The organism is Bacillus cereus group sp. BfR-BA-01330, from assembly GCF_022663885.1.
GTDB lineage: Bacteria > Bacillota > Bacilli > Bacillales > Bacillaceae_G > Bacillus_A > Bacillus_A cereus.
Map to the genome: position 1 here is coordinate 194,699 of NZ_JAKUGK010000003.1, position 22,539 is coordinate 217,237.

Sequence of the window (22,539 nt, forward strand, 5' to 3'; positions counted from 1 at the left end):
GACATATATTATTTTTAAAGTATGTATACAAATGATGAATAAATTTTGGCGATATAATGAAGGATACAGCTCCCATAATTGGTAAAGATACTAGATAGATTCATTGTAAAATCATGATTTTGCCAAATTTGCCCTTGAATATTAGTAGCGTTTTCTTTACAATCGTAAATAGTGTAAAAAAGCGTGCAAACGCATGAATATCATCTAAAGGAGAGATTCACATGGGAAAACTGTATGTATTTGATCACCCGTTAATTCAACATAAGATTACATATATTCGCGATAAGAATACAGGTACGAAAGATTTTCGTGAATTAGTGGACGAAGTAGCAAGCTTAATGGCTTTCGAAATTACTCGCGACCTTCCACTTAAGGACATTGAAATTGAAACACCTGTAAGCAAAGCGACAACAAAAGTGATCGCTGGTAAAAAACTTGGTTTAATTCCGATTTTACGTGCAGGTTTAGGAATGGTTGATGGAATTCTGAAATTAATTCCAGCAGCAAAAGTAGGACACGTTGGTTTATACCGTGACCCTAAAACATTGCAACCGGTAGAATACTATGTGAAACTTCCAACGGATGTAGAAGAGCGTGACTTTATCGTACTAGATCCGATGCTAGCAACAGGTGGTTCTGCGGCTGAAGCAATTAACTCTCTGAAAAAGCGCGGTGCGAAACAAATTAAATTAATGTGTATCGTTGCAGCTCCAGAAGGGGTAAAAGTAGTACAAGAAGAACATCCTGATGTTGATATTTATGTAGCAGCATTAGATGAGAAATTAAATGACCACGGATATGTAGTACCAGGTCTTGGTGATGCTGGTGACCGTTTATTCGGAACGAAGTAAGACAACTGACGAGCAGGGGAGATTCCCCAGCTCGTCTTTTTTGCTGTAAGCAAGTAGGGGAGGGGGAGAGGATAAATATACATCGTATATACAACATAAGTTGCATACACCTCACATATAATATAGAAGTCTTACGTCTGAGGAACACTATATTATGGAAGAAAAGCGTTATATCTCGAAAATATAATAGTGACAAACTTGTGAACATTTCCTTCTATTATAAAGAGAAAACTGTTAGAAATTGCATATATGTAACCAGTATTTAGAAGGGGAACGTTTTCATTTTTGGGAGGAAATGCCTAATACTCAAATTTTTAGATTTTTTACGATTTCTCGTTGACACTGTTAATACCCTATTGTATGCTAACAACGGGGATAGATGGTAGGGCTTTCAGTGACAAAATTACATCTATTCCGTGACGAAAATGTAAACTTTTTGTTTTGTATAGGATTTATGCAAAAAAATGAGTTATTATTAACACATCGTGAATGAGGGTTACATATTGGAGGGATGAATCCTTGCAAAAAAACGATCGCAGCCATATAAAAGCTTATGCTTTAATGTCAGGTATTCTTGCTCAATTAGTCGGTTCTATTCTTGTTGGAATCTTTGGTGGGCAGTGGATTGATAATAAGGTTGGAACGTTTCCGTTGTTTCTTATTATAGGGTTATTACTCGGACTAGGAACAGGGATATACGCAATGATTCGACTCATTCGACATTACTATTCGGGAGAGCAATGATGATAGACGTACATGGACTTGTCCAAAGACAAAAGAAATATATGTACTACTTGCTTGCGCTTCTAGTGCTAGGATGGGGATTTACCTCTTACAAGGATGTATTTCTTGGACTGATTATCGGTACGATTTTCAGTTTTCTTAGTTTGCGCATCATTGCACGTAGAACAGACAAGCTGCTAGATCGCGTAACAAATGGAGAAAACGTGAAGTTCAAGGCAACAGCGGTAAGTACATATTCAAGATTCGCCACGATTGGGTTATTAATTTTATTTGCAGCCAAATATCAAGAGTTAATCGCGATGTGGGGCCTAGGTGTAGGATTGCTGACAGGATACCTTGTCATGATCATAGATTTTCTTTATTTAGAGTATAAGAGCAGGGAAGAGAGGTGAATTACTAGTGGAACACGGTAAATTAGTTGAATTTCTAGGTTTAACGTTCGATTTGTCATCAGTTATGATGGTTACTGTAGCAGCAGTTATTGTTTTCTTAATCGCTGTTATCGGAACTCGCAGCTTAGCTCTTCGCCCAACCGGGATGCAAAACTTCATGGAATGGGTGTTTGACTTCGTGAAAGGGATTATCAATAGTACGATGGACTGGAAAACAGGTGGACGTTTCTTAACGCTTGGCGTTACGCTTATCATGTTTATCATCGTATCGAACTTCCTTGGTTTACCATTCATGTATTCAGCAACTGAAGCTGGCGAACATATTGCATGGTGGAGATCACCAACGTCTGATCCAGCAGTTACATTAACATTAGCCGTGATGGTAGTTACCCTCACCCATTATTATGGAATTAAGATGAAGGGTACGAAAGAGTACGTAAAAGGTTATTTCCAACCTATGAAATTCTTATTCCCATTAAAGGTTATTGAGGAGTTTGCTAACACATTAACGTTAGGTCTTCGTTTATTTGGTAACATTTATGCAGGTGAGATCTTATTAGGATTACTTGCTAAGTTGGGCGGAGCATCAGTCCTTGGGGCATTAGGTGCGCTTGTACCAATGTTAGCATGGATGGGATTCAGTGTATTCGTTGGATCAATCCAAGCATTTATTTTCGTTATGTTAACGATGGTTTATATGGCTCATAAAGTAAGCCATGACCATTAATATAATTTAAGTAAGAAAAAATTTATTTTTTTATAATACAAAGGAGGACAAATTAAATGAGTTTAGGTGTAATCGCAGCTGCAATTGCAATTGGTTTATCAGCATTAGGTGCAGGTATTGGTAACGGTCTTATCGTATCACGTACAATCGAAGGTGTTGCTCGTCAACCAGAATTAAAAGGCGCACTTCAAACAATTATGTTCATCGGGGTTGCTTTAGTTGAGGCACTTCCAATCATCGGTGTAGTTATTGCATTCATCGTAATGAACAAATAAGGGAGACTCCCCTTACATAGATGGCGAAGAGTGTTTTTCCGAACTTTCTTCGCCATTGCTTTATGAACGAAACGTATGTCTTTTTTTTCATATGATCAATTTAGATATTTTGAAGGGAGTGAATCCTTGTGCCAACTTTATTATTAGGAGCTTCCATTCCATTTGGAACGATTGCTTATACATTGTTCATTTTCTTACTTCTATTAGTAATGCTACGCAAATTTGCGTGGGGTCCTTTAATGGGAATTATGAAAGAACGTGAAGAGCACGTTGCTAATGAAATCGACGCTGCAGAAAGAAATAATGCTGAAGCGAAGAAATTAGTAGAAGAACAACGTGAGATGTTAAAACAATCGCGTGTTGAAGCACAAGAGTTAATCGAAAGAGCGAAAAAGCAAGCTGTAGATCAAAAGGATGTTATTGTTGCTGCTGCGAAAGAAGAAGCAGAATCAATTAAAGCATCTGCTGTACAAGAAATTCAACGCGAAAAAGAGCAAGCAATTGCTGCTTTACAAGAACAAGTCGCTTCTTTATCTGTTCAAATTGCTTCTAAAGTAATTGAAAAAGAATTAAAAGAAGAAGATCAAGTGAAGTTAATTCGCGATTATATTAAAGAAGTAGGAGAAGCGCGATGAGCAATGGGATTGTAGCAAAACGTTATGCTGTCGCTCTTTTTAAAATTGCAAAAGAAAAACACGTATTAGAAATGTTTGAAGAGGAATTACGCCTTGTACAAAACGTTTATGTAAAGAACGGAGAACTACATAGCTTTTTAACGCAACCGAACATTTCAAAGGAACAAAAGAAAACGTTTCTTGCAAACGTATTCGGATCTGTTTCTGAATCTATTTTAAATACGTTATATATTTTAATTGATAACAAACGCATTGATATCTTACCTGAAATTGCAGATGAATATGTTGTTCTTGCTAATGAAGAACGTAACGTAGCGGATGCAACTGTATATTCTACTCGTCTTCTATCAGAAGAAGAGAAGCTTAACATTGCTGAAGCATTTGCAAAGAGAACGGGAAAAGATGCAATTCGCGTGAAAAATGTTGTAGATGAAGATTTACTAGGCGGAATTAAAGTACGTATTGGAAATCGCATTTATGACGGAAGTTTACAAGGAAAATTAGCACGTATTCAGCGTGAATTAATGAAGAATAGATAGGGGTGAAGCACATGAGCATCAGAGCTGAAGAAATTAGCGCACTGATAAAGCAACAAATCGAGAACTATCAGTCTGAAATCGAAGTTAGTGATGTTGGTACAGTTATCCAAGTTGGTGACGGTATCGCGCGTGCTCATGGTCTTGATAACGTTATGGCTGGTGAACTTGTAGAGTTCTCTAACGGCGTTATGGGACTAGCACAAAACTTAGAGGAAAACAACGTAGGTATTATCATTTTAGGACCTTACACAGAAATCCGTGAAGGTGACGAAGTTCGTCGTACTGGTCGCATCATGCAAGTACCAGTAGGAAAAGAACTAATTGGTCGTGTTGTAAACCCATTAGGTCAACCAGTTGATGGTTTAGGCCCAATCAATACAACAAACACTCGTCCAATCGAAAGTCCAGCACCAGGTGTAATGGATCGTAAATCTGTTCATGAGCCACTTCAAACAGGTATTAAAGCGATCGATGCTCTTGTACCAATTGGCCGTGGTCAACGTGAGTTAATCATTGGTGACCGTCAAACTGGTAAAACAGCAGTTGCACTTGATACAATCATTAACCAAAAAGATGAAGACATGATTTGTATCTACGTAGCAATTGGACAAAAAGAATCAACTGTACGTAACGTAGTAGAAACACTACGTAAGCACGGTGCATTAGAATACACAATCGTTGTAACTGCATCTGCTTCTCAACCAGCTCCATTACTATACCTAGCTCCTTATGCTGGTGTAACAATGGGTGAAGAGTTCATGTACAATGGTAAACACGTATTAGTAGTATATGATGACTTATCAAAACAAGCAGCGGCTTACCGTGAGCTGTCATTACTATTACGTCGTCCTCCAGGCCGTGAAGCTTACCCAGGGGATGTATTCTACTTACATTCTCGCTTATTAGAGCGTGCAGCAAAATTAAGTGATGCAAAAGGCGGCGGTTCTTTAACTGCACTACCTTTCATCGAAACACAAGCAGGGGACGTATCAGCATACATCCCAACAAACGTAATTTCTATTACGGATGGACAAATCTTCTTACAATCTGACCTATTCTTCTCTGGCGTACGTCCAGCGATCGATGCGGGTACTTCTGTATCTCGTGTAGGTGGATCTGCTCAGATTAAAGCAATGAGTAAAGTATCAGGTACACTTCGTCTTGACCTTGCATCTTACCGTGAGTTAGAAGCGTTCGCTCAGTTCGGTTCTGACCTTGATAAAGCAACTCAAGCGAAATTAAACCGTGGTGCTCGTACTGTTGAGGTATTAAAACAAGGATTACACAAACCGTTACGTGTAGAGAAACAAGTTATCATTCTTTACGCTTTAACACGTGGATTCCTAGATGATATCCCAGTAGTAGATATCACTCGTTTTGAAGAAGAATTCCATGCTTGGTTAGATTCTAATGCGACTGACTTATTAGAAGAAATCCGCACAACTAAGAAACTTGCGGATGACGACAAATTTGCAGCAGCAATCAATGGATTTAAAAAAGTATTCGTAGCTTCTGAATAATAAAAGCGGAAGCGGCTCGTTCTGAATGTGAGGGGGATGGAGCTTCTGACGAAGAGGCGGTGTTTGCCTCGTAGGAAGAAGTGAAGCCACCGAACATTCAAGCCGCTGGAGCTAGATAGTATATATAAAAGGCATCTCGGGCTCTGAGATTGCTAAAGGTCATGTAAAGGAAAAGAGTAGGTGCACCTATTCTTTTCCTTCAATCATGAGCAAGAATATCTTGCAACGTAGATTAGGAAGAGGATTCTTACTAATCGTGCCAACTTCCGGAAAAAAGGTGGTGAAAACCTGTGGCATCTTTACGCGATATAAAAGCGAAGATTAACTCGACAAAGAAAACGAGTCAAATTACGAAAGCGATGGAGATGGTATCTGCATCTAAGTTAAACCGTGCAGAGCAAAATGCTAAATCTTTCGTTCCGTATATGGAAAAGATTCAAGAAGTAGTAGCGAGCATTGCGCAAGGAAGCAAAGGGGTTAATCATCCAATGCTAAATGCGCGTCCTGTAAAGCGTACAGGATACATCGTTATTACGTCTGATCGCGGACTAGCAGGTGGTTATAACAGTAACGTATTACGTACAGTAAGTAACGTAATTCGTGAACGTCATAATATGGATTCAAACCAATATTCTATTATTGTGCTTGGACGACTAGGACGTGATTATTTAAAACGTCGCGGCTTTAACATTATTGATGAAGTAGTTGGATTATCTGACCACCCATCATTTACTGATATTAAAGACCTTGCTTCTCGAGCAATTGCGATGTTCGCAGATGGTGCTTATGATGAGCTGTACATTTACTACAACCATTACGTAAGTAAAATTTCACAAGAGGTAACGGAAAATAAAATTTTACCGCTTACTGATGTGGCGTCTGACAAACCGACGACAGCTTATGAATTCGAACCTTCTGAAGAAGAAATTTTAAAAGTACTATTGCCACAATACGCAGAAAGCTTAGTGTACGGTGCATTACTAGACGGTAAAGCAAGTGAGCACGCAGCGCGTATGACAGCAATGAAGAGTGCTACAGACAACGCAATGGAAGTTATCGATTCACTTACACTTTCATTCAACCGTGCGCGTCAGGCAGCGATTACGCAAGAAATTACGGAAATCGTTGGTGGAGCAGCAGCGTTAGAATAGTATTAAAAAGCGGAAGCGGTTCGTTCAGAATGAGAGGGGGATGGAGCTTTTGACGTAGAGGCGATTTGTGCCTCGTAGGAAAAAGCGAAGCCACCGAACATTCTAACCGCTGGAGATAGATTCAATAAAAAGCGGAAGCGGCTCTTTCAGGAGAGTCGCGTAAGCTAAACTAATAAAAAATTAAAAGCTAACTTCTCTGATAGAGGTAGCTAATTAAAAGAAAGCTAGGAGGGAACCCGATGAATAAAGGGCGCGTTACGCAAATCATGGGTCCGGTTGTAGACGTTAAGTTTGATGGCGGAAAGCTACCAGAAATCTACAATGCCCTTACGGTAAAACAAAGCAACGAAAACGGAAGCATGAACTTAACATTTGAAGTTGCACTTCATTTAGGTGATGATACAGTTCGTACAGTTGCGATGTCTTCCACAGATGGACTTGTTCGTGGCACAGAAGTAGAAGATACTGGTAAAGCAATCTCTGTACCAGTTGGTGATGCAACACTTGGACGTGTATTCAACGTATTAGGTGATGCAATTGACTTAGATGGTGAACTTCCTGCGGATGTACACCGTGATCCAATTCACCGTCAAGCACCTGCATTCGAAGAATTATCTACTAAAGTAGAAATTCTTGAAACTGGTATTAAAGTAGTAGACTTACTTGCTCCTTACATTAAGGGTGGTAAGATCGGCCTATTCGGTGGTGCCGGCGTAGGTAAAACAGTATTAATTCAGGAATTAATCAATAACATCGCACAAGAGCACGGTGGTATCTCTGTATTCGCTGGTGTAGGTGAGCGTACTCGTGAGGGTAATGACTTATACCACGAAATGAGCGATTCTGGCGTAATCAAGAAAACTGCGATGGTATTCGGACAAATGAACGAGCCACCTGGAGCACGTCAACGTGTTGCATTAACAGGTTTAACAATGGCTGAGCATTTCCGTGATGAGCAAGGACAAGACGTACTTCTGTTCATCGATAACATCTTCCGTTTCACGCAAGCAGGTTCTGAAGTATCTGCCCTTCTTGGTCGTATGCCATCTGCGGTAGGTTACCAACCAACACTTGCAACAGAAATGGGTCAATTACAAGAGCGTATTACATCTACAAATAAAGGGTCTATCACGTCTATCCAAGCGGTATATGTACCAGCCGATGACTATACTGACCCAGCACCAGCTACAACGTTCGCTCACTTAGATGCAACAACAAACTTAGAGCGTCGTTTAACGCAAATGGGTATTTACCCAGCCGTAGATCCATTAGCATCTACATCTCGTGCACTTTCTCCAGAAATCGTAGGAGAAGAGCATTATGAAGTAGCTCGTCAAGTACAGCAAACTTTACAACGTTATAAAGAACTTCAAGATATCATCGCTATCTTAGGTATGGATGAGTTATCTGAAGAAGATAAGTTAGTTGTACATCGTGCTCGTCGTATTCAATTCTTCTTATCTCAAAACTTCCACGTAGCTGAGCAGTTTACAGGTCAAAAAGGTTCTTACGTACCTGTAAAGAATACAGTTAGTGGTTTCAAAGAAATTCTAGAAGGAAAATATGATGACCTTCCAGAAGATGCATTCCGCTTAGTAGGTGGCATTGAAGAAGTTATTGAAAACGCGAAGAAAATGATGGCGTAAGGCCTTAGGAGGGACGAAGTATGAAGACATTTCCAGTCAGTATTGTAACTCCTGATGGACCGGTTTACGAAAAAGAAGTAGAAATGGTAAGTGTAAAAGCAGAGAGTGGGGAAATGGGGATCTTACCAGGTCACATTCCAACTGTTGCACCATTAAAAATTAGTGCAGTTCGTCTGAAAAATGGTGGACACACTGATTATGTAGCAGTAAGCGGTGGCTTTATCGAAGTTCGTCCAGATAAAGTGACTGTATTATCATCATCTGCTGAAGAAGCAAACCATATCGATATCCATCGCGCAAATGAAGCGAAGCGTCGCGCTGAGCAACGTCTGCAAGATAAACAAGCACATGTTGACTTTAAACGTGCAGAAATGGCATTACAACGTGCCGTGAACCGTTTAAACGTTTCCGATATGAAGTAAAAAAATCCGTAAAGGCTTTGCCTTTACGGATTTTTTTGTGTGTATTTTATGGATAATTTTACAAAAATGGTATAATTATATTGATGCTTGTATAAGTAGAAGTGTACAACAATTTATATTTCATAAAGGGGATGGATCAATGATTGGTGAAATGAAGCGAGAAGCATTGTACTCTTTAAAGGGAAAATGGGGACTAGGTGTTGGATCAACAATTTTATATTTTATTTTAAGTTATGTCGTTTCGATGGCTGCAATGCTTATACTGTTAATTCCAGGAATTATTATATTTCTCTCAGTTGCAGGCTTAACTGGATCATTTGAAGAGGAAACGATGTCAATTGGAGCAGGTATTACCTTTGGAATTTTTTATTGCATTATGATAATTTTGAGTAACGCATCGTATGGGATTACGTCATATGGTTATACAAATGTATTTTTACAGATTAGTAAACGAGAAGATGCTAAAGTAGATTACTTATTCGAAGGATTTCGTGGCTTTAAAAGAATGATGAAAACAATGTGGGCAATGCTTGCGATTTTGTTATATACAGGTACATGGATTCCGATGCTGTTAATAGGCTTATTTGCATTGTTAGGTGAAGAAGGGAATACGTCATTTGCAATAGCTTTCTTCGTACTATTAGCAATTTCAATTGTTGGTATGATTGTGATGTATTTTTCTTATGCACTGACGTACTATGTGATGATTGAAAATCCAGAATATAGTGTTTCGCAGGCGATGAAGGAAAGTAAGAATCTTATGAAGGGTCATAAGTTAGATTTGTTTCTTTTATGGCTGAGCTTCATAGGATGGGCTATTTTAGCGCTGCTTACTTTTGGAATAGGATTTCTTTGGCTTAGTCCGTATATGAGTACGACGACAGCACACTTTTATCGCTACATTTCAAAAGGTGAATTTCAATAGGAACATGCTATACTAATAGAATTATTGTGTATAGGAGGCGAGGCTACGCATGATTAGTGATTTAAAAGGAGAAGCACTAGATTCATTAGAAGGGAAATGGGGATTAGCTGTTGGAGCTACACTACTCATTTCAATTCTTATCACGGCTTTTAGTTTTAGTGTTGATTGGGGATTTTCTTTAATTTTCGGTTGGCAAAAAACAAATGGTTCACTTTCAACGAATATTCTTTCATTTTTTGTTACTGGACCGTTAACTTTAGGTGGATATTACCTTGGTTTAAATATCCTTCGTGAAAAGCAAGCTAGTATTGGTAATGTATTTATTTGGTTTTCAGAGGGAAAGAGATTTCTAAAATCATTTTTATTATATTTATTAGTAAATCTTTATCTTTTCTTATGGACGTTATTGTTCATTATTCCAGGTATTATTAAATCATTTTCTTATGCGATGACATACTTTATTATAAACGATCATCCTGAGTATTCACTGAACCAAGCTATTACAGAAAGTCGTCGTATGATGGATGGACATAAGATGGAGTATTTCATTTTATGTTTAAGTTTTATTGGCTGGTTTATATTAAGTTGTATTACGTTAGGGATTGGATTCTTATGGTTAATTCCATATTTCTATACGACATCTGCAGCTTTTTACGAAGAGATTGCAGAAGAATATTATGAGAAAAAAATTTAGCACTATAAAACCCCCAGTATGAATTATTTGTTCATACTGGGGGTTTTTTGTAGAAATTTTATAAATTGATTACTAGTAAGTGGTTTACTGAAATAGTAACCTTGCATATATTTACAGTTATGTTTTTGCAGAAACTTAAGTTGTTTTTCGGTTTCAATTCCTTCGGCAACGACTGAAAGATTTAAAGTATTTGCGAGGGAAAGTATTGTAGAAACGATGGCTCGTTCTTCAGGACGATGATCAGCTAATTGTGTAAATTCTCTCGGTACTTTTAATGTGTCGATTGGAAAAATTGATAAATAAGCAAGAGAAGAATACCCAGTACCGAAGTCATCAATGGAAGTTTGGATACCGTACTCTTTTAATTGCTTCAGTCTCAATAATGTTTCTTTCTCGTCAATCATTGCAATTCTTTCTGTTAACTCAAGTGTTACATATTTTGGATCGACTTGCACGTCGTTTAATATTTGTGAAATGTTTTCGATTAATTGATCTTGCCGGAATTCTTTTGCGGATAAATTAACACTTATTTTTAAATTTTGGTAGCCAAAGGTATGCCATATTTTTAATTGGAGACAAGCTTCTTGTAATACCCAATGTCCAAGTGGGACTACTTGTGGCGTCTCTTCTACAATTGGAATAAACTCACATGGTGAAATGTCACCTAATAGTGGGTGTTTCCAACGTATTAAAGCTTCAGCACCGATAATTTTATTTGTTGTCGTATCAATTTGTGGTTGATAAACGAGATAAAATTCTTTGTTTACTAAAGCGATTGGCAAATCTTTTTCAATTCGAGCTTTTCGTTCCATTTTTTTATATAGTTCTTTCGTGTAAAGAGAGCTACCGTTTTTTCCTTTATTCTTTGCTTCGTACATGGCCATATCAGCATGCTGCAAAATGGATAGCGCATCTTCACCTGCTTCAGGATATATTGCAATTCCGATACTCGGTGAGATTTGTAAATGTTGATTTTCGATTTCAAATGGCTCATTCATGGCCGCTACAATCCTATCAGCTATTTTTTGGACATCTGGCTTTTTTTTGTAATTCTCGATAAGGATTGTGAACTCATCCCCAGCTAGCCGCGCGAGTTTCATATTTGATGTTGCTATTCTTTCGAGCCTTTTTGCTACTGCGATAAGTAATAGGTCTCCTACTCGATGACCGAGGGTATCATTAATAACTTTAAAACGGTCTAGGTCGAGAAACATAACAGCAAAAGGCTTTTTCGATATTTTTGCTCGCGCAATTGCCTGTTCTAAATGTTGATGAAATGCACGACGATTTGCAAGCTCTGTTAAAGTATCATGGTATGCTAGGAAGTTGATTTGTTCTTGTTGTTGTTTGCTTTCCGTAATATCTTTAATCATTAAATAAACCCCAGAAATTTTCTCCTTTAAAAAGATCGGTACGGCGGTAACGTGCAAGTAGTAAATATCTCTGTTTTTATGGTAAGCCCGTATTTCTAAAGAAATAGAATATCCCTTTTTCACGCGATGAAAGGCGTTAATCATTTCTTCTAAATCTTCTTCGTATATGAGTGAGTAGTAAGGCTGGTTTAATAATTCATTCGTTTGATAACCGAGTAAAGTAGTACCAGCGTTATTTACTTTGAGAAAATTACCGTACAAATCTAATGTGAAAATTGGATCGGGATGATGCTCGTATAAAGATTTAAACATTTGTTGATTATGATAGAGTTCATTTTTCTGTTCTACTAAATCTTCTGTACGTAGTTTAATTTGTTTCTCGAGTTCTGAGTTGAATTGCATTTGAGCGATCAATAATATTTTATTTTGTTTTCGAACTAAACTATGACGTATGAGAACGAAAGAAAAAGTTATTATAAGTCCGATTACTATAATAGGCGCAAAAACGTATTCAACTAATATAAAAACAATAAGCATTACTACCGAAATATACGGTAATGATAATCGGATTGATTCGCCAATTTTAGGTGTTAGTAGTACTTGTTCTTGTTTTTCAGGCTTTTTTGTATGGAGAATACAGGCGATTGCTACTAGTACTAAGGTTACTTGATAGAAAGGCGTAACTGTAAACATAGAATACTCTGGTATGAAGTATTTTATATAAGCATAAATCGCATCTGTAGTAGCATATAAAATTAAAGCACTGCCAAGAAGTGCACCGACCTTTTTAGGTAATAAGGATAGTGGTTTGAATAAAAGGTTGATTCCTATTAAGAGAAAGAGTAAATCAGCCATTGGATAGGTAAGTTGAACAAATATGTCGATATAGGATGTTGTAAAGATATGAATAGTTCGTTCAATAAGTAAGTAGTAACTTAAAGTAAATTGGGCTGTAACGATAATACAAATATCACATAGCATAAAAAGTTTTTCTAATAAATCTCGGTTATAAATGATTTCGTATAGAAAGGCAAACGTAAAGCTAACTAAAAAAAGTAAGTAAAAAAAGTCAGATGGATCAACGAACGTATAGAAGTCCTTTACAATTAAACGCTGATAGGCAACGACTATATCACCGATAAAATAAGAGAGAGCTCCAACAGATAATATGATCCAAAATAAACGAGATAGCCCTTCTTTCATGTTTGAAAAATAAAGTATATAACTACAAGCGATAATATCAATTAATAGGGTGCTCGTTCCGATTAATAGCTGAAAAGGAAATGAGTATTCATATACAAAAGGCATCGCTACATAGTGAAGCGTTATAGACAGCAATACAATGCTTATAAGAATACTTACATGTGTTTGTTTTTTCATTTATATCACCTACGGTTTCTTGAAAAGCATATATAAGTTTTATATTTATTTTGCACAATTATAGCAAGTTGTAAAGATAGATTTTAATAATTCTTGTTTCTGTCTCCCAACATATCGACATAGGAATTTGAAGTTTGCTATAATGATTAGAATAGTTGCATTATTTAGAAAAATTTAAAAATAATAATTACTGCAACTAGGACATATTGTTTACTATGTGAACTTGTTCTTAATTTAGGGGGGAGGGTTTCACAATGGCAAGTGTATATGAAAATAGTTATATGATCGTTTTGATTTTCTTGCTATTAGGTATATTGCTGCCGGTAGTGGCTCTTACATTAGGAAGGATGCTGCGCCCAAATAAACCAAGTGCAGCAAAGGCGACGACGTATGAGAGTGGAATTGAGCCTTTTCATGATGCAAATATTCGGTTTCATGCTCGTTATTATATTTTCGCTTTATTGTTTGTGATCTTTGATGTAGAAACTTTATTTTTATATCCTTGGGCTGTTGCGTATGACAAGCTAGGTTTATTTGCATTAATTGAAATGCTCATCTTTGTTGTAATGTTGCTAGTTGGATTAGCGTATGCTTGGAAAAAGAAGGTGTTACAATGGTTATAAATTTTGAGGAATTACATCCAAATGAGCGAGCAGAATTAGAACGAAATATCTTTTTTTCTACATTGGAACAGTTGAAAGGATGGGCGAGGAGCAACTCTTTATGGCCGATGACATTCGGACTGGCATGCTGTGCAATTGAAATGATGGGGGTAGGCTCATCACATTACGATTTAGATCGATTTGGGTCATTTTTTCGAACTTCACCAAGGCAATCGGACGTCATGATTGTATCGGGAACAGTAACGAAGAAGATGGCTCCTATTGTTCGGCGTTTATATGATCAAATGCCCGAACCGAAATGGGTTATTGCGATGGGATCTTGTGCGACAGCAGGTGGTCCGTATGTAAATTCATATGCTGTTGTGAAAGGTGTAGACCAAATCGTACCAGTTGACGTGTATATTCCTGGTTGTCCCCCAAATCCAGCTGCTTTAATCTATGGAATTAATAAATTAAAAGAGAAAATTCGTTACGAGGCAAAGACCGGAAAGCAGGTGACGAATAAATGAGTAATCCAAATAAAGATTTAGAGGATCTGAAAAAAGAAGCAGCTAGGCGTGCGAAAGAAGAAGCGAGAAAACGCCTTGTAGCGAAACACGAGGCGGAAATAAGTGAACTTGAGGAGGAAGATCAAGAAAAAGAGAAAGCGCTACCAAAAAATGATGATATTACTATAGAAGAAGCAAAACGACGTGCAGCAGCAGCCGCAAAAGCAAAAGCGGCAGCATTAGCAAAACAGAAAAGAGAAGGGACAGAAGAAGTAACGGAAGAAGAAAAAGCGAAAGCCAAGGCGAAGGCAGCAGCAGCTGCAAAGGCAAAAGCGGCAGCGTTAGCGAAGCAGAAAAGAGAAGGGACAGAAAAAGTAACGGAAGAAGAAAAAGCGAAAGCCAAGGCGAAGGCAGCAGCAGCTGCAAAGGCAAAAGCGGCGGCGTTAGCGAAACAGAAAAGAGAAGGAACCGAAGAAGTAACGGAAGAAGAAAAAGCGAAAGCCAAGGCGAAGGCAGCACCAGCTGCAAAGGCAAAAGCGGCGGCGTTAGCGAAACAGAAAAGAGAAGGAACCGAAGAAGTAACGGAAGAAGAAAAAGTGAAAGCCAAGGCGAAGGCAGCAGCAGCCGCAAAAGCAAAAGCGGCGGCGTTAGCGAAACAGAAAAGAGAAGGGACAGAAGAAGTAACGGAAGAAGAAAAAGCGAAAGCTAAGGCAAAAGCGGTGGCGGCGGCAAAGGCAAAAGCGGCAGCATTGGCGAAGCAGAAAGCCTCGCAAGGTGATAGGGATTCGGGAGATGAAAAGGCAAAGGCAATTGCAGCGGCAAAAGCGAAAGCAGCAGCGGCTGCAAGAGCGAAGACAAAGGGAGCTGAAGGTAAGAAAGAGGATGAGCCGAAGCAGGAAGAACCGTCCGTAAATCAGCCGTATTTAAATCAGTATGTTGAGGCTATTAGGGAGGAGTTAGGAGAGGGTGCATTAGTAGATTCCTACATTAATAAACTGTCAAAGGATGTGCCAACTCTTGTGGTGAATCCCGAAAAGTATTATGAAGTGATGGAGTCACTGCGATTCCATGAGGGACTTGCTTTTGATTATATGTCAGAGCTACATGCGACGGATTTTGTGACACATATGGAAGTGTATGTTCATTTGTTTTCATATGGCAAGAAACAATTGGTAGCGGTGAAGGTAAAGCTAGACCGGGAAGCGCCGCAAGTCGAATCTGTGACAGCACTTTGGAAAGGAGCTGACTGGCCGGAGCGAGAAGCATACGATTTGCTCGGCATTGTATTTAAAGGGCATCCGAATTTAACGCGTATTTTAATGCCAGATGATTGGGTAGGATATCCGCTTAGAAAAGACTATGAACCGTATGATGTGGAGGTGTAGCTATGATCCGCACGGAAGAGATGCTTTTGAATGTAGGACCTCAGCATCCGAGTACACATGGTGTGTTCAGGCTCGTAATTAAGATTGACGGGGAAATTATTAAAGAAGCTACACCTGTTATTGGATATTTGCATCGCGGGACCGAAAAGATCGCTGAGAGCTTACAGTATACGCAAATTATCCCTTATACAGATCGAATGGACTATTTATCAGCCATGACGAATAATTACGTCATTTGCCATGCTGTGGAGACGATGATGGGGCTTGAAATTCCGGAGCGTGCCGAATACTTGCGAGTACTTGCGATGGAGTTAGGAAGAATTGCGAGTCATCTCGTTTGGTGGGGGACGAATCTTCTTGATATAGGAGCGGTCAGCCCGTTTTTGTACGCGTTTCGTGAACGAGAGATGATTATAAATTTATTAAATGAATTATGCGGGGCACGGCTTACTTTTAACTATATGAGAGTTGGTGGTGTGAAGTGGGATGCGCCAGATGGTTGGATTGAAAAGGTGGAAGAGTTTGTTCCGTATATGAGAGAGCAACTGGCAGGTTATCATGATCTTGTTAGCGGTAATGAGATTTTCTTAAATCGTGTGAAAGGCGTTGGTATATATAGCGCGGAAGAAGCGATTTCGTATTCTTTAAGCGGAGCAAATTTGCGGTGCACTGGAGTAAACTGGGATCTTCGCAAAGATGAGCCGTATTCGATTTATGATCGTTTTGATTTTGATATTCCTGTTGGAAGCGTGGGAGATGCTTGGGATCGCTACGTTTGCCGAATGCAAGAAATCGAGGAGTCTTTAAAGATTGTTGAGCAAGCGGTTCAGCAGTTCCCGAAAGATGGAGCTGTGCTGGCAAAAGTACCAAAAATTATTAAGGCACCTAAGGGAGAAGCATTTGTACGTATCGAATCGCCGCGCGGAGAGATTGGGTGTTATATCGCTAGTGACGGAAAGAAAGAGCCGTACCGTTTGAAGTTTCGTAGGCCATCTTTTTATAACTTGCAAATTTTACCGAAGTTATTGAAAGGTGAAAACATCGCTAATTTAATTACGATTTTAGGTGGAGTTGATATTGTACTTGGGGAGGTTGATGGCTAATGATTGAGACGCTCTTACAATCACCTTCAAGCTGGACGAATTTCTTCATTTTTTTCGGATTAGCGGTACTTCTACTATTTGCAGTCCTTGGCTTCGTTACATATGGAATCTTGGCAGAACGGAAAGTGATGGGGTTTATGCAAGGGCGGATTGGCCCAAACCAGGTTGGAGGCCGATTTGGTTTACTGCAAACGGTAGCTGATGTTTTAAAACTATTATTGAAAGAAGATAGTATTCCGAAAGCAGCAGATAAACCGCTGTTTATATTAGCACCTGTCATTGCATTTGCACCAGCATTTATGGTGCTTGCAGTTATCCCGTTCACTGATAAATTTCAATTTGCAGATATTGGAGTCGGGTTACTTTATTATATCGCTGTTTCCGGTATTACGACGATAGGTGTTGTAACTGGGGGATGGGCATCGAATAATAAATATTCCCTTTTAGGAGGGATGCGTGCGGCGGCGCAAATGATTTCTTATGAGATTCCGCTTGTAATGAGTGTAATTGGTATCGTTTTGCTAGCTGGTAGCCTGAATTTAAATGAGATTGTAGCGGCGCAGGAGAAGGTTTGGTACATTTTCGTACAGCCAATTGGCTTCGTCGTTTTCTTAATCGCAGCAGTTGCAGAGTTAAATAGAACGCCATTCGATTTGCCAGAAGCGGAGTCAGAACTTGTTTCTGGATATCATACGGAATACTCAGGTTTTCGCTGGGCGTTTTTCATGCTTTCAGAGTACGTATATTTCTTCGGGATGGCATCGTTAATTACAGTGCTCTTTTTAGGCGGATGGAATCCAGTCATGTTTCTTGGATTTATCCCAGGTGCCGTATGGTTTGCTTTGAAATTTAGCAGTGTAGTCTTTCTATTAATTTGGTTCCGCGTTACGTTCCCGCGTATAAGAGGTGACCAGTTAATGGAGTTTGGTTGGAAAGTATTATTGCCGATTGCACTTGCAAATATTTTCTTAACGGCATTGATTAAGGAGTTATTCTTCTAATCTATGAGGGGGGTGCCAGTAAGAGATGAAAGGACTATTTAAAGGGTTAAAATATACATTAAGTAATTTGAGCAAGAAGAAGGTAACGTATGATTATCCAAATCAACCGTTGCCGTTGCCAGACCGTTTTCGGGGGATTCAAAAATTTTATCCGGAGAAATGTATTGTTTGTAATCAGTGCTCTAACATTTGTCCGACAGACTGTATTCAGTTAACAGGAAAGAAACATCCGGATCCTACGAAAAAAGGAAAAATTATCGACACGTATGATATTAATTTTGAAATTTGTATTCTTTGTGATTTATGTACAGAAGTTTGTCCGACAGAGGCAATTGTCATGACAAATAACTTTGAACTCGCGGAATATTCACGTGATGACTTATTTAAAAATTTGCAGTGGCTTGACGAAAACGACGAAAACGTCAGGAAGGAGAATAAGGCATGAATGGCGAGTTTGTAGCATTCTTTATACTATCCTTGTCTGCAATTATCGGCGGTGTTCTTATGTTGAACTTAACGAAAGTTATGCACATGATGCTAGCTCTCGTTCTGACATTTCTCAGCATTGCAGGTTTGTATTTTCTTTTGTCAGCCGAATTTATAGGCGTTGCACAAATTTTACTTTACTCTGGTGCAATCACAATTATTATGATTTTCGGCATTATGTTAACGAAACATAACGCGGAAAATGAATCGCGTCTTACTCTTCGAAAATGGATTATCTTCTTTGCAGTTGTAGCATTTGGAGCGGTTATGTATTTCGCTGTTAATAATGTTGATTTTGCAAATGAAAGCACACAAGGAAGTTTACCTCTCCATGAAAACAACACACTTCAAATCGGTACGCTTCTCTATTCAAAATATATTATTCCATTTGAACTAACTTCAGTTATTTTACTTGTAGCACTCGTTGGCGCAATTATACTTGCGAAAAAGGACGAGAAAGAGGAGGATTCCAATGAGTAGCGTTCCAGCTTCTGCATATTTAACACTTGCGATTATTTTGTTTTGCATCGGTCTATTTGGAGCTTTAACAAAGCGGAATACAGTAATCGTATTAGTTTGTATCGAATTAATGCTGAATGCTGCCAATTTAAACTTAGTGGCGTTTAGTAAATTAGGCTTATTTCCGAATTTAACAGGTCAAATTTTCTCACTGTTTACGATGGCTGTAGCGGCAGCGGAAGCGGCGGTAGGACTCGCTATTTTAATTGCTTTATATCGTAATCGTACGACAGTTCAGGTGGATGAAATGGATACGCTCAAAGGATAGCATTGTGACCGAAAAAGGGGGAAGGAAACAATGATCGATTATGCATGGCTCATACCGCTTTTCCCACTCGTTTCGTTTTTGTTACTTATTATATTCGGGAAGAAAATTAGAGAAGGAAGCAGCGTACTTAGTATTTTTTTCGTCTTTCTCTCCTTTATACTTGCGGTACTTGTGTTAATAGAAAGGTTTTCAGAAGCAAGCGTGAAGCATAAGTGGGTGTGGCTTAGAGCTGGAGATGTGGATATATCATTCGGCTTTGAAGTGACTGCATTAGGAGCTTTAATGTTATTTATCGTGACGCTTGTGAGTCTACTTGTACATGTGTATTCGAAAGGTTATATGAAAGGTGATGAACGATTACCAACCTTTTACGCATATTTAGGACTCTTTACATTTGCGATGTTAGGGCTTGTTATATCAACGAATTTATTACAACTTTATATATTTTGGGAATTAGTTGGCCTTGGCTCATTTTTACTTATCGGTTTTTATTTCTTTAAAGAAGAAGCGAAGGCTGCTGCAAAAAAGGCTTTTATTATGACCCGTATTGGGGATGTTGGTTTATTTATCGGGATGATTTTAATTTTTTGGTATGCAGGTAGTTTTGAATATGACGCAATATTTAGGGCGATTTATACAGGGGATCTACCTCCTTACATGATTACAATAACAGCGATATTAATTTTTATCGGGGCGATGGGGAAATCAGGTCAGTTCCCGCTTCATACGTGGTTGCCAGATGCAATGGAGGGGCCAACACCCGTTTCGGCACTTATTCACGCGGCGACGATGGTCGCAGCTGGCGTATATTTAGTAGCGACGATGTTCCCTCTATTTTCAGCAAGTACAGTGGCGATGCAGACAGTGGCAATCGTTGGAGCTTTCACTGCAATCTTTGCGGCCTCTATCGGTCTTGTGCAAACAGATATAAAGAGGGTGCTTGCTTATTCTACAGTTAGCCAGCTCGGGTATATGATGCTCGCGTTAGGTTCTGCCGGTTATGTAGCTGGTATATTCCATTTAACGACACATGCTTTTTTTAAAGCACTACTATTTTTGGCGGCAGGAAGTGTAATTCATGCTGTGCATACGCAAAACATTAATAAAATGGGCGGTTTACAGAAGAAGATGAAAGTAACTGGTACGCTATTTTTAATAGGTACCCTTGCCATTAGCGGTGTTCCGCTGCTTTCCGGTTTTTTCAGCAAAGATGAAATTTTAGCGGCGACGTGGATGAATGGCAATTACGTTTTATTTACTTTAGCGGTAATTGCGGCGTTTTTAACAGCGTTTTATATGTTCCGCCTTTACTTTCTTGTCTTTACTGGAGAAACGAAGACGAAGGAGGAAGTGCATGAATCGCCTCGCGTTATGACGTATCCAATGATTGTTCTCGGCGTTCTCGCAGTAGTGGCAGGATATATAAATACACCATGGTTTGGGACGTTTCTCGGAGATTGGTTGACGAAAGATGTAGGGTTTAAGGTTGAAGAAGCGCATGGACCAGTTTGGATTATGATTGTTGCGACACTCGTTTCATTTGCGGGAATCGCTCTTGCATATTTCATATATAGCAAGAAATCAATTTCTAGGAATTGGGCTGGGGGTACGGAAACATCGCTTTATAATCTTTTGAAAGAAAAATATTATGTGGATGAACTATACAACATGACGGTGATCCCTATTACGAAAGGAATCGCTCATGTGCTTCGCTTATTTGAATTGTATGTAGTCGAAGGAATTGCAGTTTTAATTGCAAGTGTAGTGAAAGGCACAAGTAACCTTGGATCGAAACTTCAAAACGGGAATGTACAAGTGTACGGTACTGTAACGGCGGTTTCGCTCGCTGTACTCGTCATTATTTTGCTCTATACGGGAGGGGATTTACGATGAATGATTTGTTGTTAACGTTCTTCATTTTTTCCCCGCTTTTAGGAATTTTATTGCTTGTATTAACACCGAAAAAGGAATTGCGTACAGTGCGAGCGCTTGGCCTATTTGGGACGGCACTTCCATTTGGAATCGCTATCGTCCTCGCTTGTACATATGCTTCTGGAAAGAATTTGTCACTATTCGATGAAAAGATGAAATGGATTAAGTTCGGCGATTTTACAGCGGTAGATAAAAGGTGGTTTTCTATTTATTACGAGCTCGGTATTGATGGTTTGTCGCTTGTCATGATGGTACTGACGGCTCTTCTAGCAACGCTTGCAGCAATTGCAGCCTTTTCTATTAAAAGAAATTTAAAAGCATTTTATATGCTGTTACTCATGCTAGAAATAGGAATGCTCGGCGTCTTTGCTGCTCAAAACTTAATGTTGTTTTTTATCTTCTTTGAAATTACGTTGCCACCAATGTGCTTATTAATTGGAAAGTGGGGAAAATTGTCGAGTGAAAAGGCTGCGTATAGTTATTTAATATATAACGGTATTGGCTCAGCTATTTTGCTCATTGTTTTCTCAATTTTGTTCGCGAAAACAGGTACAACAAATATTGTGGAGCTGAAAGAGATATTAAGAAGCGTAAACGCAGAGGGAGCACTCGTCATCCCAAGTAGTTTGCAGCTTAGTGTATTTATTGCCATAATGATTGCTTTTGCAATTAAACTACCTGTTTTTCCGTTGCACCGCTGGATGGTCAATGTACACATAGAAGCGCATCCAGCTGTAGTTATGCTTCATGCGGGTGTTTTGCTGAAGATTGGAGCGTACGGTATTATTCGCTTCGGGAAAGGGCTATTCCCGGAATATTTTCACGATGTTGCAACACTAATTGCGATATTAGGCGTAATTAATTTATTATACGGTGCCTTTTTAGCGCTCATCCAAACAGACTTTAGGAAAGTACTGGCTTACTCTAGTATTTCGCATATGGGAATTGTGTTAATTGGACTTGCGTCACTTAATGCACCTGGTACACAAGGAGCGTTATTCCAGGTTGTATCGCACGGTTTAATTGCAGCCTTGCTGTTTTTCTTACTCGGTGTTATAGAACAACGTTTCGGAACATCAGACATTACAGCGCTTGGTGGACTCGCAAAAAGTGTCCCAGTACTTAGCGGCTTCTTCTTAGCAGGAGGAATGGCATCGCTCGGATTACCAGGGATGTCTGGGTTTGTTAGTGAATTTCTTGCCTTTCTCGGTTTATTTCAAGGAGAGCCCGTCATTGCTGCAGTCGGTGTGATTGGCATCATTTTAACCGCTGTGTATGTATTAAGGGCGACACTTCAAGTGACATTTGGAAAGAAAGAGTGGGAAGCAAAATCTGATATACACGGATGGGAGTATGTCCCTGTTTTACTACTTATCTTTTGTATTATTGCAATTGGAGTTATGCCAGAGATACTAGGAGATCCGCTTCAAAATACATTGAAAACATTGGGGGTGAAGTAG

At 39.0% G+C, this 22,539-nt stretch carries 25 protein-coding genes; 24 read left to right on the top strand and 1 reads right to left on the bottom strand.

Features of this window, described 5'->3' with window-relative positions; all coding sequences use genetic code 11:
• The first annotated feature begins 221 nt into the window (after window positions 1-221).
• From upp to MR112_RS10155, 14 genes are all read left to right on the top strand, one after another.
• Complete coding sequence (gene upp, locus MR112_RS10090; protein ID WP_000517539.1) at window positions 222-851, top strand: uracil phosphoribosyltransferase; 630 nt, start codon at window positions 222-224, stop codon at window positions 849-851.
• Window positions 852-1,230: 379 nt separating this feature from the next.
• Complete coding sequence (locus MR112_RS10095; RefSeq protein WP_000232962.1) at window positions 1,231-1,344, top strand: DUF4024 domain-containing protein; 114 nt, start codon at window positions 1,231-1,233, stop codon at window positions 1,342-1,344.
• 26 nt (window positions 1,345-1,370) lie between these two features.
• On the top strand, window positions 1,371-1,595 hold the full coding sequence (locus MR112_RS10100; RefSeq protein WP_001171222.1) for an AtpZ/AtpI family protein: 225 nt from the start codon (window positions 1,371-1,373) through the stop codon (window positions 1,593-1,595).
• Window positions 1,595-1,987, top strand: coding sequence for an ATP synthase subunit I (locus tag MR112_RS10105; RefSeq protein ID WP_000567600.1), 393 nt, complete (start codon window positions 1,595-1,597; stop codon window positions 1,985-1,987). Before MR112_RS10100 ends, MR112_RS10105 begins: the two co-directional genes overlap by 1 nt.
• Before the next feature lie 7 nt (window positions 1,988-1,994).
• On the top strand, window positions 1,995-2,714 hold the full coding sequence (atpB, locus tag MR112_RS10110) for a F0F1 ATP synthase subunit A (protein ID WP_000399871.1): 720 nt from the start codon (window positions 1,995-1,997) through the stop codon (window positions 2,712-2,714).
• A 56-nt stretch (window positions 2,715-2,770) separates the two neighbouring features.
• On the top strand, window positions 2,771-2,989 hold the full coding sequence (gene atpE, locus MR112_RS10115) for a F0F1 ATP synthase subunit C (protein WP_000052064.1): 219 nt from the start codon (window positions 2,771-2,773) through the stop codon (window positions 2,987-2,989).
• A gap of 128 nt (window positions 2,990-3,117) precedes the next feature.
• Window positions 3,118-3,624: a F0F1 ATP synthase subunit B gene (gene atpF, locus MR112_RS10120; RefSeq protein WP_001142624.1), complete on the top strand. Its 507-nt coding sequence runs from the start codon at window positions 3,118-3,120 to the stop codon at window positions 3,622-3,624.
• Window positions 3,621-4,163, top strand: a complete 543-nt coding sequence (gene atpH / locus MR112_RS10125; protein ID WP_000064683.1) for a F0F1 ATP synthase subunit delta — start codon at window positions 3,621-3,623, stop codon at window positions 4,161-4,163. The genes atpF and atpH overlap by 4 nt, the downstream gene beginning before the upstream one ends.
• A gap of 11 nt (window positions 4,164-4,174) precedes the next feature.
• A complete protein-coding gene (gene atpA, locus MR112_RS10130) occupies window positions 4,175-5,683 on the top strand; it encodes a F0F1 ATP synthase subunit alpha (protein ID WP_000027518.1) in 1,509 nt (502 codons plus the stop codon).
• A 290-nt stretch (window positions 5,684-5,973) separates the two neighbouring features.
• Complete coding sequence (gene atpG / locus MR112_RS10135; RefSeq protein ID WP_226368849.1) at window positions 5,974-6,834, top strand: F0F1 ATP synthase subunit gamma; 861 nt, start codon at window positions 5,974-5,976, stop codon at window positions 6,832-6,834.
• Window positions 6,835-7,073: 239 nt separating this feature from the next.
• Window positions 7,074-8,480, top strand: a complete 1,407-nt coding sequence (gene atpD, locus MR112_RS10140; RefSeq protein ID WP_001032595.1) for a F0F1 ATP synthase subunit beta — start codon at window positions 7,074-7,076, stop codon at window positions 8,478-8,480.
• A 20-nt stretch (window positions 8,481-8,500) separates the two neighbouring features.
• Entirely contained in the window at window positions 8,501-8,902 is a 402-nt protein-coding gene (gene atpC / locus MR112_RS10145; protein WP_000847211.1) for a F0F1 ATP synthase subunit epsilon, read from the top strand.
• A 139-nt stretch (window positions 8,903-9,041) separates the two neighbouring features.
• Window positions 9,042-9,827, top strand: a complete 786-nt coding sequence (locus MR112_RS10150; protein ID WP_000578827.1) for a DUF975 family protein — start codon at window positions 9,042-9,044, stop codon at window positions 9,825-9,827.
• 49 nt (window positions 9,828-9,876) lie between these two features.
• Window positions 9,877-10,521 carry a DUF975 family protein gene (locus MR112_RS10155; protein WP_000622462.1) on the top strand — a complete coding sequence of 215 codons (645 nt, stop codon included), beginning with the start codon at window positions 9,877-9,879 and terminating at the stop codon, window positions 10,519-10,521.
• 23 nt (window positions 10,522-10,544) lie between these two features.
• On the opposite strand, the gene MR112_RS10160 is transcribed toward MR112_RS10155, so the two are convergent.
• Window positions 10,545-13,274, bottom strand: coding sequence for an EAL domain-containing protein (locus MR112_RS10160; protein WP_000745011.1), 2,730 nt, complete (start codon window positions 13,272-13,274; stop codon window positions 10,545-10,547).
• A 254-nt stretch (window positions 13,275-13,528) separates the two neighbouring features.
• Between MR112_RS10160 and nuoA the strand changes: the two genes are divergently transcribed.
• Genes nuoA through MR112_RS10210 form a run of 10 tightly spaced genes read left to right on the top strand, consistent with a single transcriptional unit; the run spans window position 13,529 to window position 22,539 of the window.
• The gene (gene nuoA / locus MR112_RS10165; protein ID WP_000179273.1) at window positions 13,529-13,897 is read left to right on the top strand and encodes an NADH-quinone oxidoreductase subunit NuoA; all 369 of its coding nucleotides are present in this window, start codon (window positions 13,529-13,531) and stop codon (window positions 13,895-13,897) included.
• Entirely contained in the window at window positions 13,888-14,406 is a 519-nt protein-coding gene (gene nuoB / locus MR112_RS10170) for an NADH-quinone oxidoreductase subunit NuoB (RefSeq protein WP_000236331.1), read from the top strand. Before nuoA ends, nuoB begins: the two co-directional genes overlap by 10 nt.
• Window positions 14,403-15,770 (top strand): NADH-quinone oxidoreductase subunit C, encoded by a 1,368-nt coding sequence (locus MR112_RS10175; RefSeq protein ID WP_242244921.1) that lies wholly within the window; start codon window positions 14,403-14,405, stop codon window positions 15,768-15,770. The genes nuoB and MR112_RS10175 overlap by 4 nt, the downstream gene beginning before the upstream one ends.
• A gap of 2 nt (window positions 15,771-15,772) precedes the next feature.
• The gene (gene nuoD / locus MR112_RS10180) at window positions 15,773-16,873 is read left to right on the top strand and encodes an NADH-quinone oxidoreductase subunit NuoD (RefSeq protein ID WP_000621434.1); all 1,101 of its coding nucleotides are present in this window, start codon (window positions 15,773-15,775) and stop codon (window positions 16,871-16,873) included.
• Window positions 16,873-17,874, top strand: a complete 1,002-nt coding sequence (gene nuoH, locus MR112_RS10185; protein ID WP_000573426.1) for an NADH-quinone oxidoreductase subunit NuoH — start codon at window positions 16,873-16,875, stop codon at window positions 17,872-17,874. Before nuoD ends, nuoH begins: the two co-directional genes overlap by 1 nt.
• A 25-nt stretch (window positions 17,875-17,899) precedes the next feature.
• Window positions 17,900-18,319: an NADH-quinone oxidoreductase subunit NuoI gene (gene nuoI, locus MR112_RS10190; protein WP_000677191.1), complete on the top strand. Its 420-nt coding sequence runs from the start codon at window positions 17,900-17,902 to the stop codon at window positions 18,317-18,319.
• A complete protein-coding gene (locus tag MR112_RS10195; RefSeq protein WP_001012812.1) occupies window positions 18,316-18,840 on the top strand; it encodes an NADH-quinone oxidoreductase subunit J in 525 nt (174 codons plus the stop codon). The genes nuoI and MR112_RS10195 overlap by 4 nt, the downstream gene beginning before the upstream one ends.
• Window positions 18,833-19,147, top strand: coding sequence for an NADH-quinone oxidoreductase subunit NuoK (gene nuoK, locus MR112_RS10200; RefSeq protein ID WP_000100079.1), 315 nt, complete (start codon window positions 18,833-18,835; stop codon window positions 19,145-19,147). Before MR112_RS10195 ends, nuoK begins: the two co-directional genes overlap by 8 nt.
• A gap of 30 nt (window positions 19,148-19,177) precedes the next feature.
• Window positions 19,178-21,040 (top strand): NADH-quinone oxidoreductase subunit L, encoded by a 1,863-nt coding sequence (gene nuoL, locus MR112_RS10205; protein WP_242244922.1) that lies wholly within the window; start codon window positions 19,178-19,180, stop codon window positions 21,038-21,040.
• Window positions 21,037-22,539, top strand: a complete 1,503-nt coding sequence (locus MR112_RS10210) for an NADH-quinone oxidoreductase subunit M (RefSeq protein ID WP_242244923.1) — start codon at window positions 21,037-21,039, stop codon at window positions 22,537-22,539. The genes nuoL and MR112_RS10210 overlap by 4 nt, the downstream gene beginning before the upstream one ends.

Excerpts from the sequence above, each read along its gene's own strand:
- nuoH (WP_000573426.1), top strand. The coding sequence starts at position 16,873 with ATGATTGAGACGCTCTTACAATCACCTTCAAGCTGGACGAATTTCTTC.
- nuoI (WP_000677191.1), top strand. The coding sequence starts at position 17,900 with ATGAAAGGACTATTTAAAGGGTTAAAATATACATTAAGTAATTTGAGC.
- atpA (WP_000027518.1), top strand. The coding sequence starts at position 4,175 with ATGAGCATCAGAGCTGAAGAAATTAGCGCACTGATAAAGCAACAAATC.
- MR112_RS10095 (WP_000232962.1), top strand. The coding sequence starts at position 1,231 with ATGGTAGGGCTTTCAGTGACAAAATTACATCTATTCCGTGACGAAAAT.
- upp (WP_000517539.1), top strand. The coding sequence starts at position 222 with ATGGGAAAACTGTATGTATTTGATCACCCGTTAATTCAACATAAGATT.
- nuoK (WP_000100079.1), top strand. The coding sequence starts at position 18,833 with ATGAGTAGCGTTCCAGCTTCTGCATATTTAACACTTGCGATTATTTTG.
- atpE (WP_000052064.1), top strand. The coding sequence starts at position 2,771 with ATGAGTTTAGGTGTAATCGCAGCTGCAATTGCAATTGGTTTATCAGCA.
- nuoB (WP_000236331.1), top strand. The coding sequence starts at position 13,888 with ATGGTTATAAATTTTGAGGAATTACATCCAAATGAGCGAGCAGAATTA.
- nuoL (WP_242244922.1), top strand. The coding sequence starts at position 19,178 with ATGATCGATTATGCATGGCTCATACCGCTTTTCCCACTCGTTTCGTTT.
- MR112_RS10195 (WP_001012812.1), top strand. The coding sequence starts at position 18,316 with ATGAATGGCGAGTTTGTAGCATTCTTTATACTATCCTTGTCTGCAATT.
- nuoD (WP_000621434.1), top strand. The coding sequence starts at position 15,773 with ATGATCCGCACGGAAGAGATGCTTTTGAATGTAGGACCTCAGCATCCG.
- MR112_RS10155 (WP_000622462.1), top strand. The coding sequence starts at position 9,877 with ATGATTAGTGATTTAAAAGGAGAAGCACTAGATTCATTAGAAGGGAAA.
- MR112_RS10210 (WP_242244923.1), top strand. The coding sequence starts at position 21,037 with ATGAATGATTTGTTGTTAACGTTCTTCATTTTTTCCCCGCTTTTAGGA.
- atpC (WP_000847211.1), top strand. The coding sequence starts at position 8,501 with ATGAAGACATTTCCAGTCAGTATTGTAACTCCTGATGGACCGGTTTAC.
- MR112_RS10175 (WP_242244921.1), top strand. The coding sequence starts at position 14,403 with ATGAGTAATCCAAATAAAGATTTAGAGGATCTGAAAAAAGAAGCAGCT.
- MR112_RS10150 (WP_000578827.1), top strand. The coding sequence starts at position 9,042 with ATGATTGGTGAAATGAAGCGAGAAGCATTGTACTCTTTAAAGGGAAAA.
- atpH (WP_000064683.1), top strand. The coding sequence starts at position 3,621 with ATGAGCAATGGGATTGTAGCAAAACGTTATGCTGTCGCTCTTTTTAAA.
- MR112_RS10160 (WP_000745011.1), bottom strand. The coding sequence starts at position 13,274 with ATGAAAAAACAAACACATGTAAGTATTCTTATAAGCATTGTATTGCTG.
- nuoA (WP_000179273.1), top strand. The coding sequence starts at position 13,529 with ATGGCAAGTGTATATGAAAATAGTTATATGATCGTTTTGATTTTCTTG.
- atpD (WP_001032595.1), top strand. The coding sequence starts at position 7,074 with ATGAATAAAGGGCGCGTTACGCAAATCATGGGTCCGGTTGTAGACGTT.
- MR112_RS10105 (WP_000567600.1), top strand. The coding sequence starts at position 1,595 with ATGATAGACGTACATGGACTTGTCCAAAGACAAAAGAAATATATGTAC.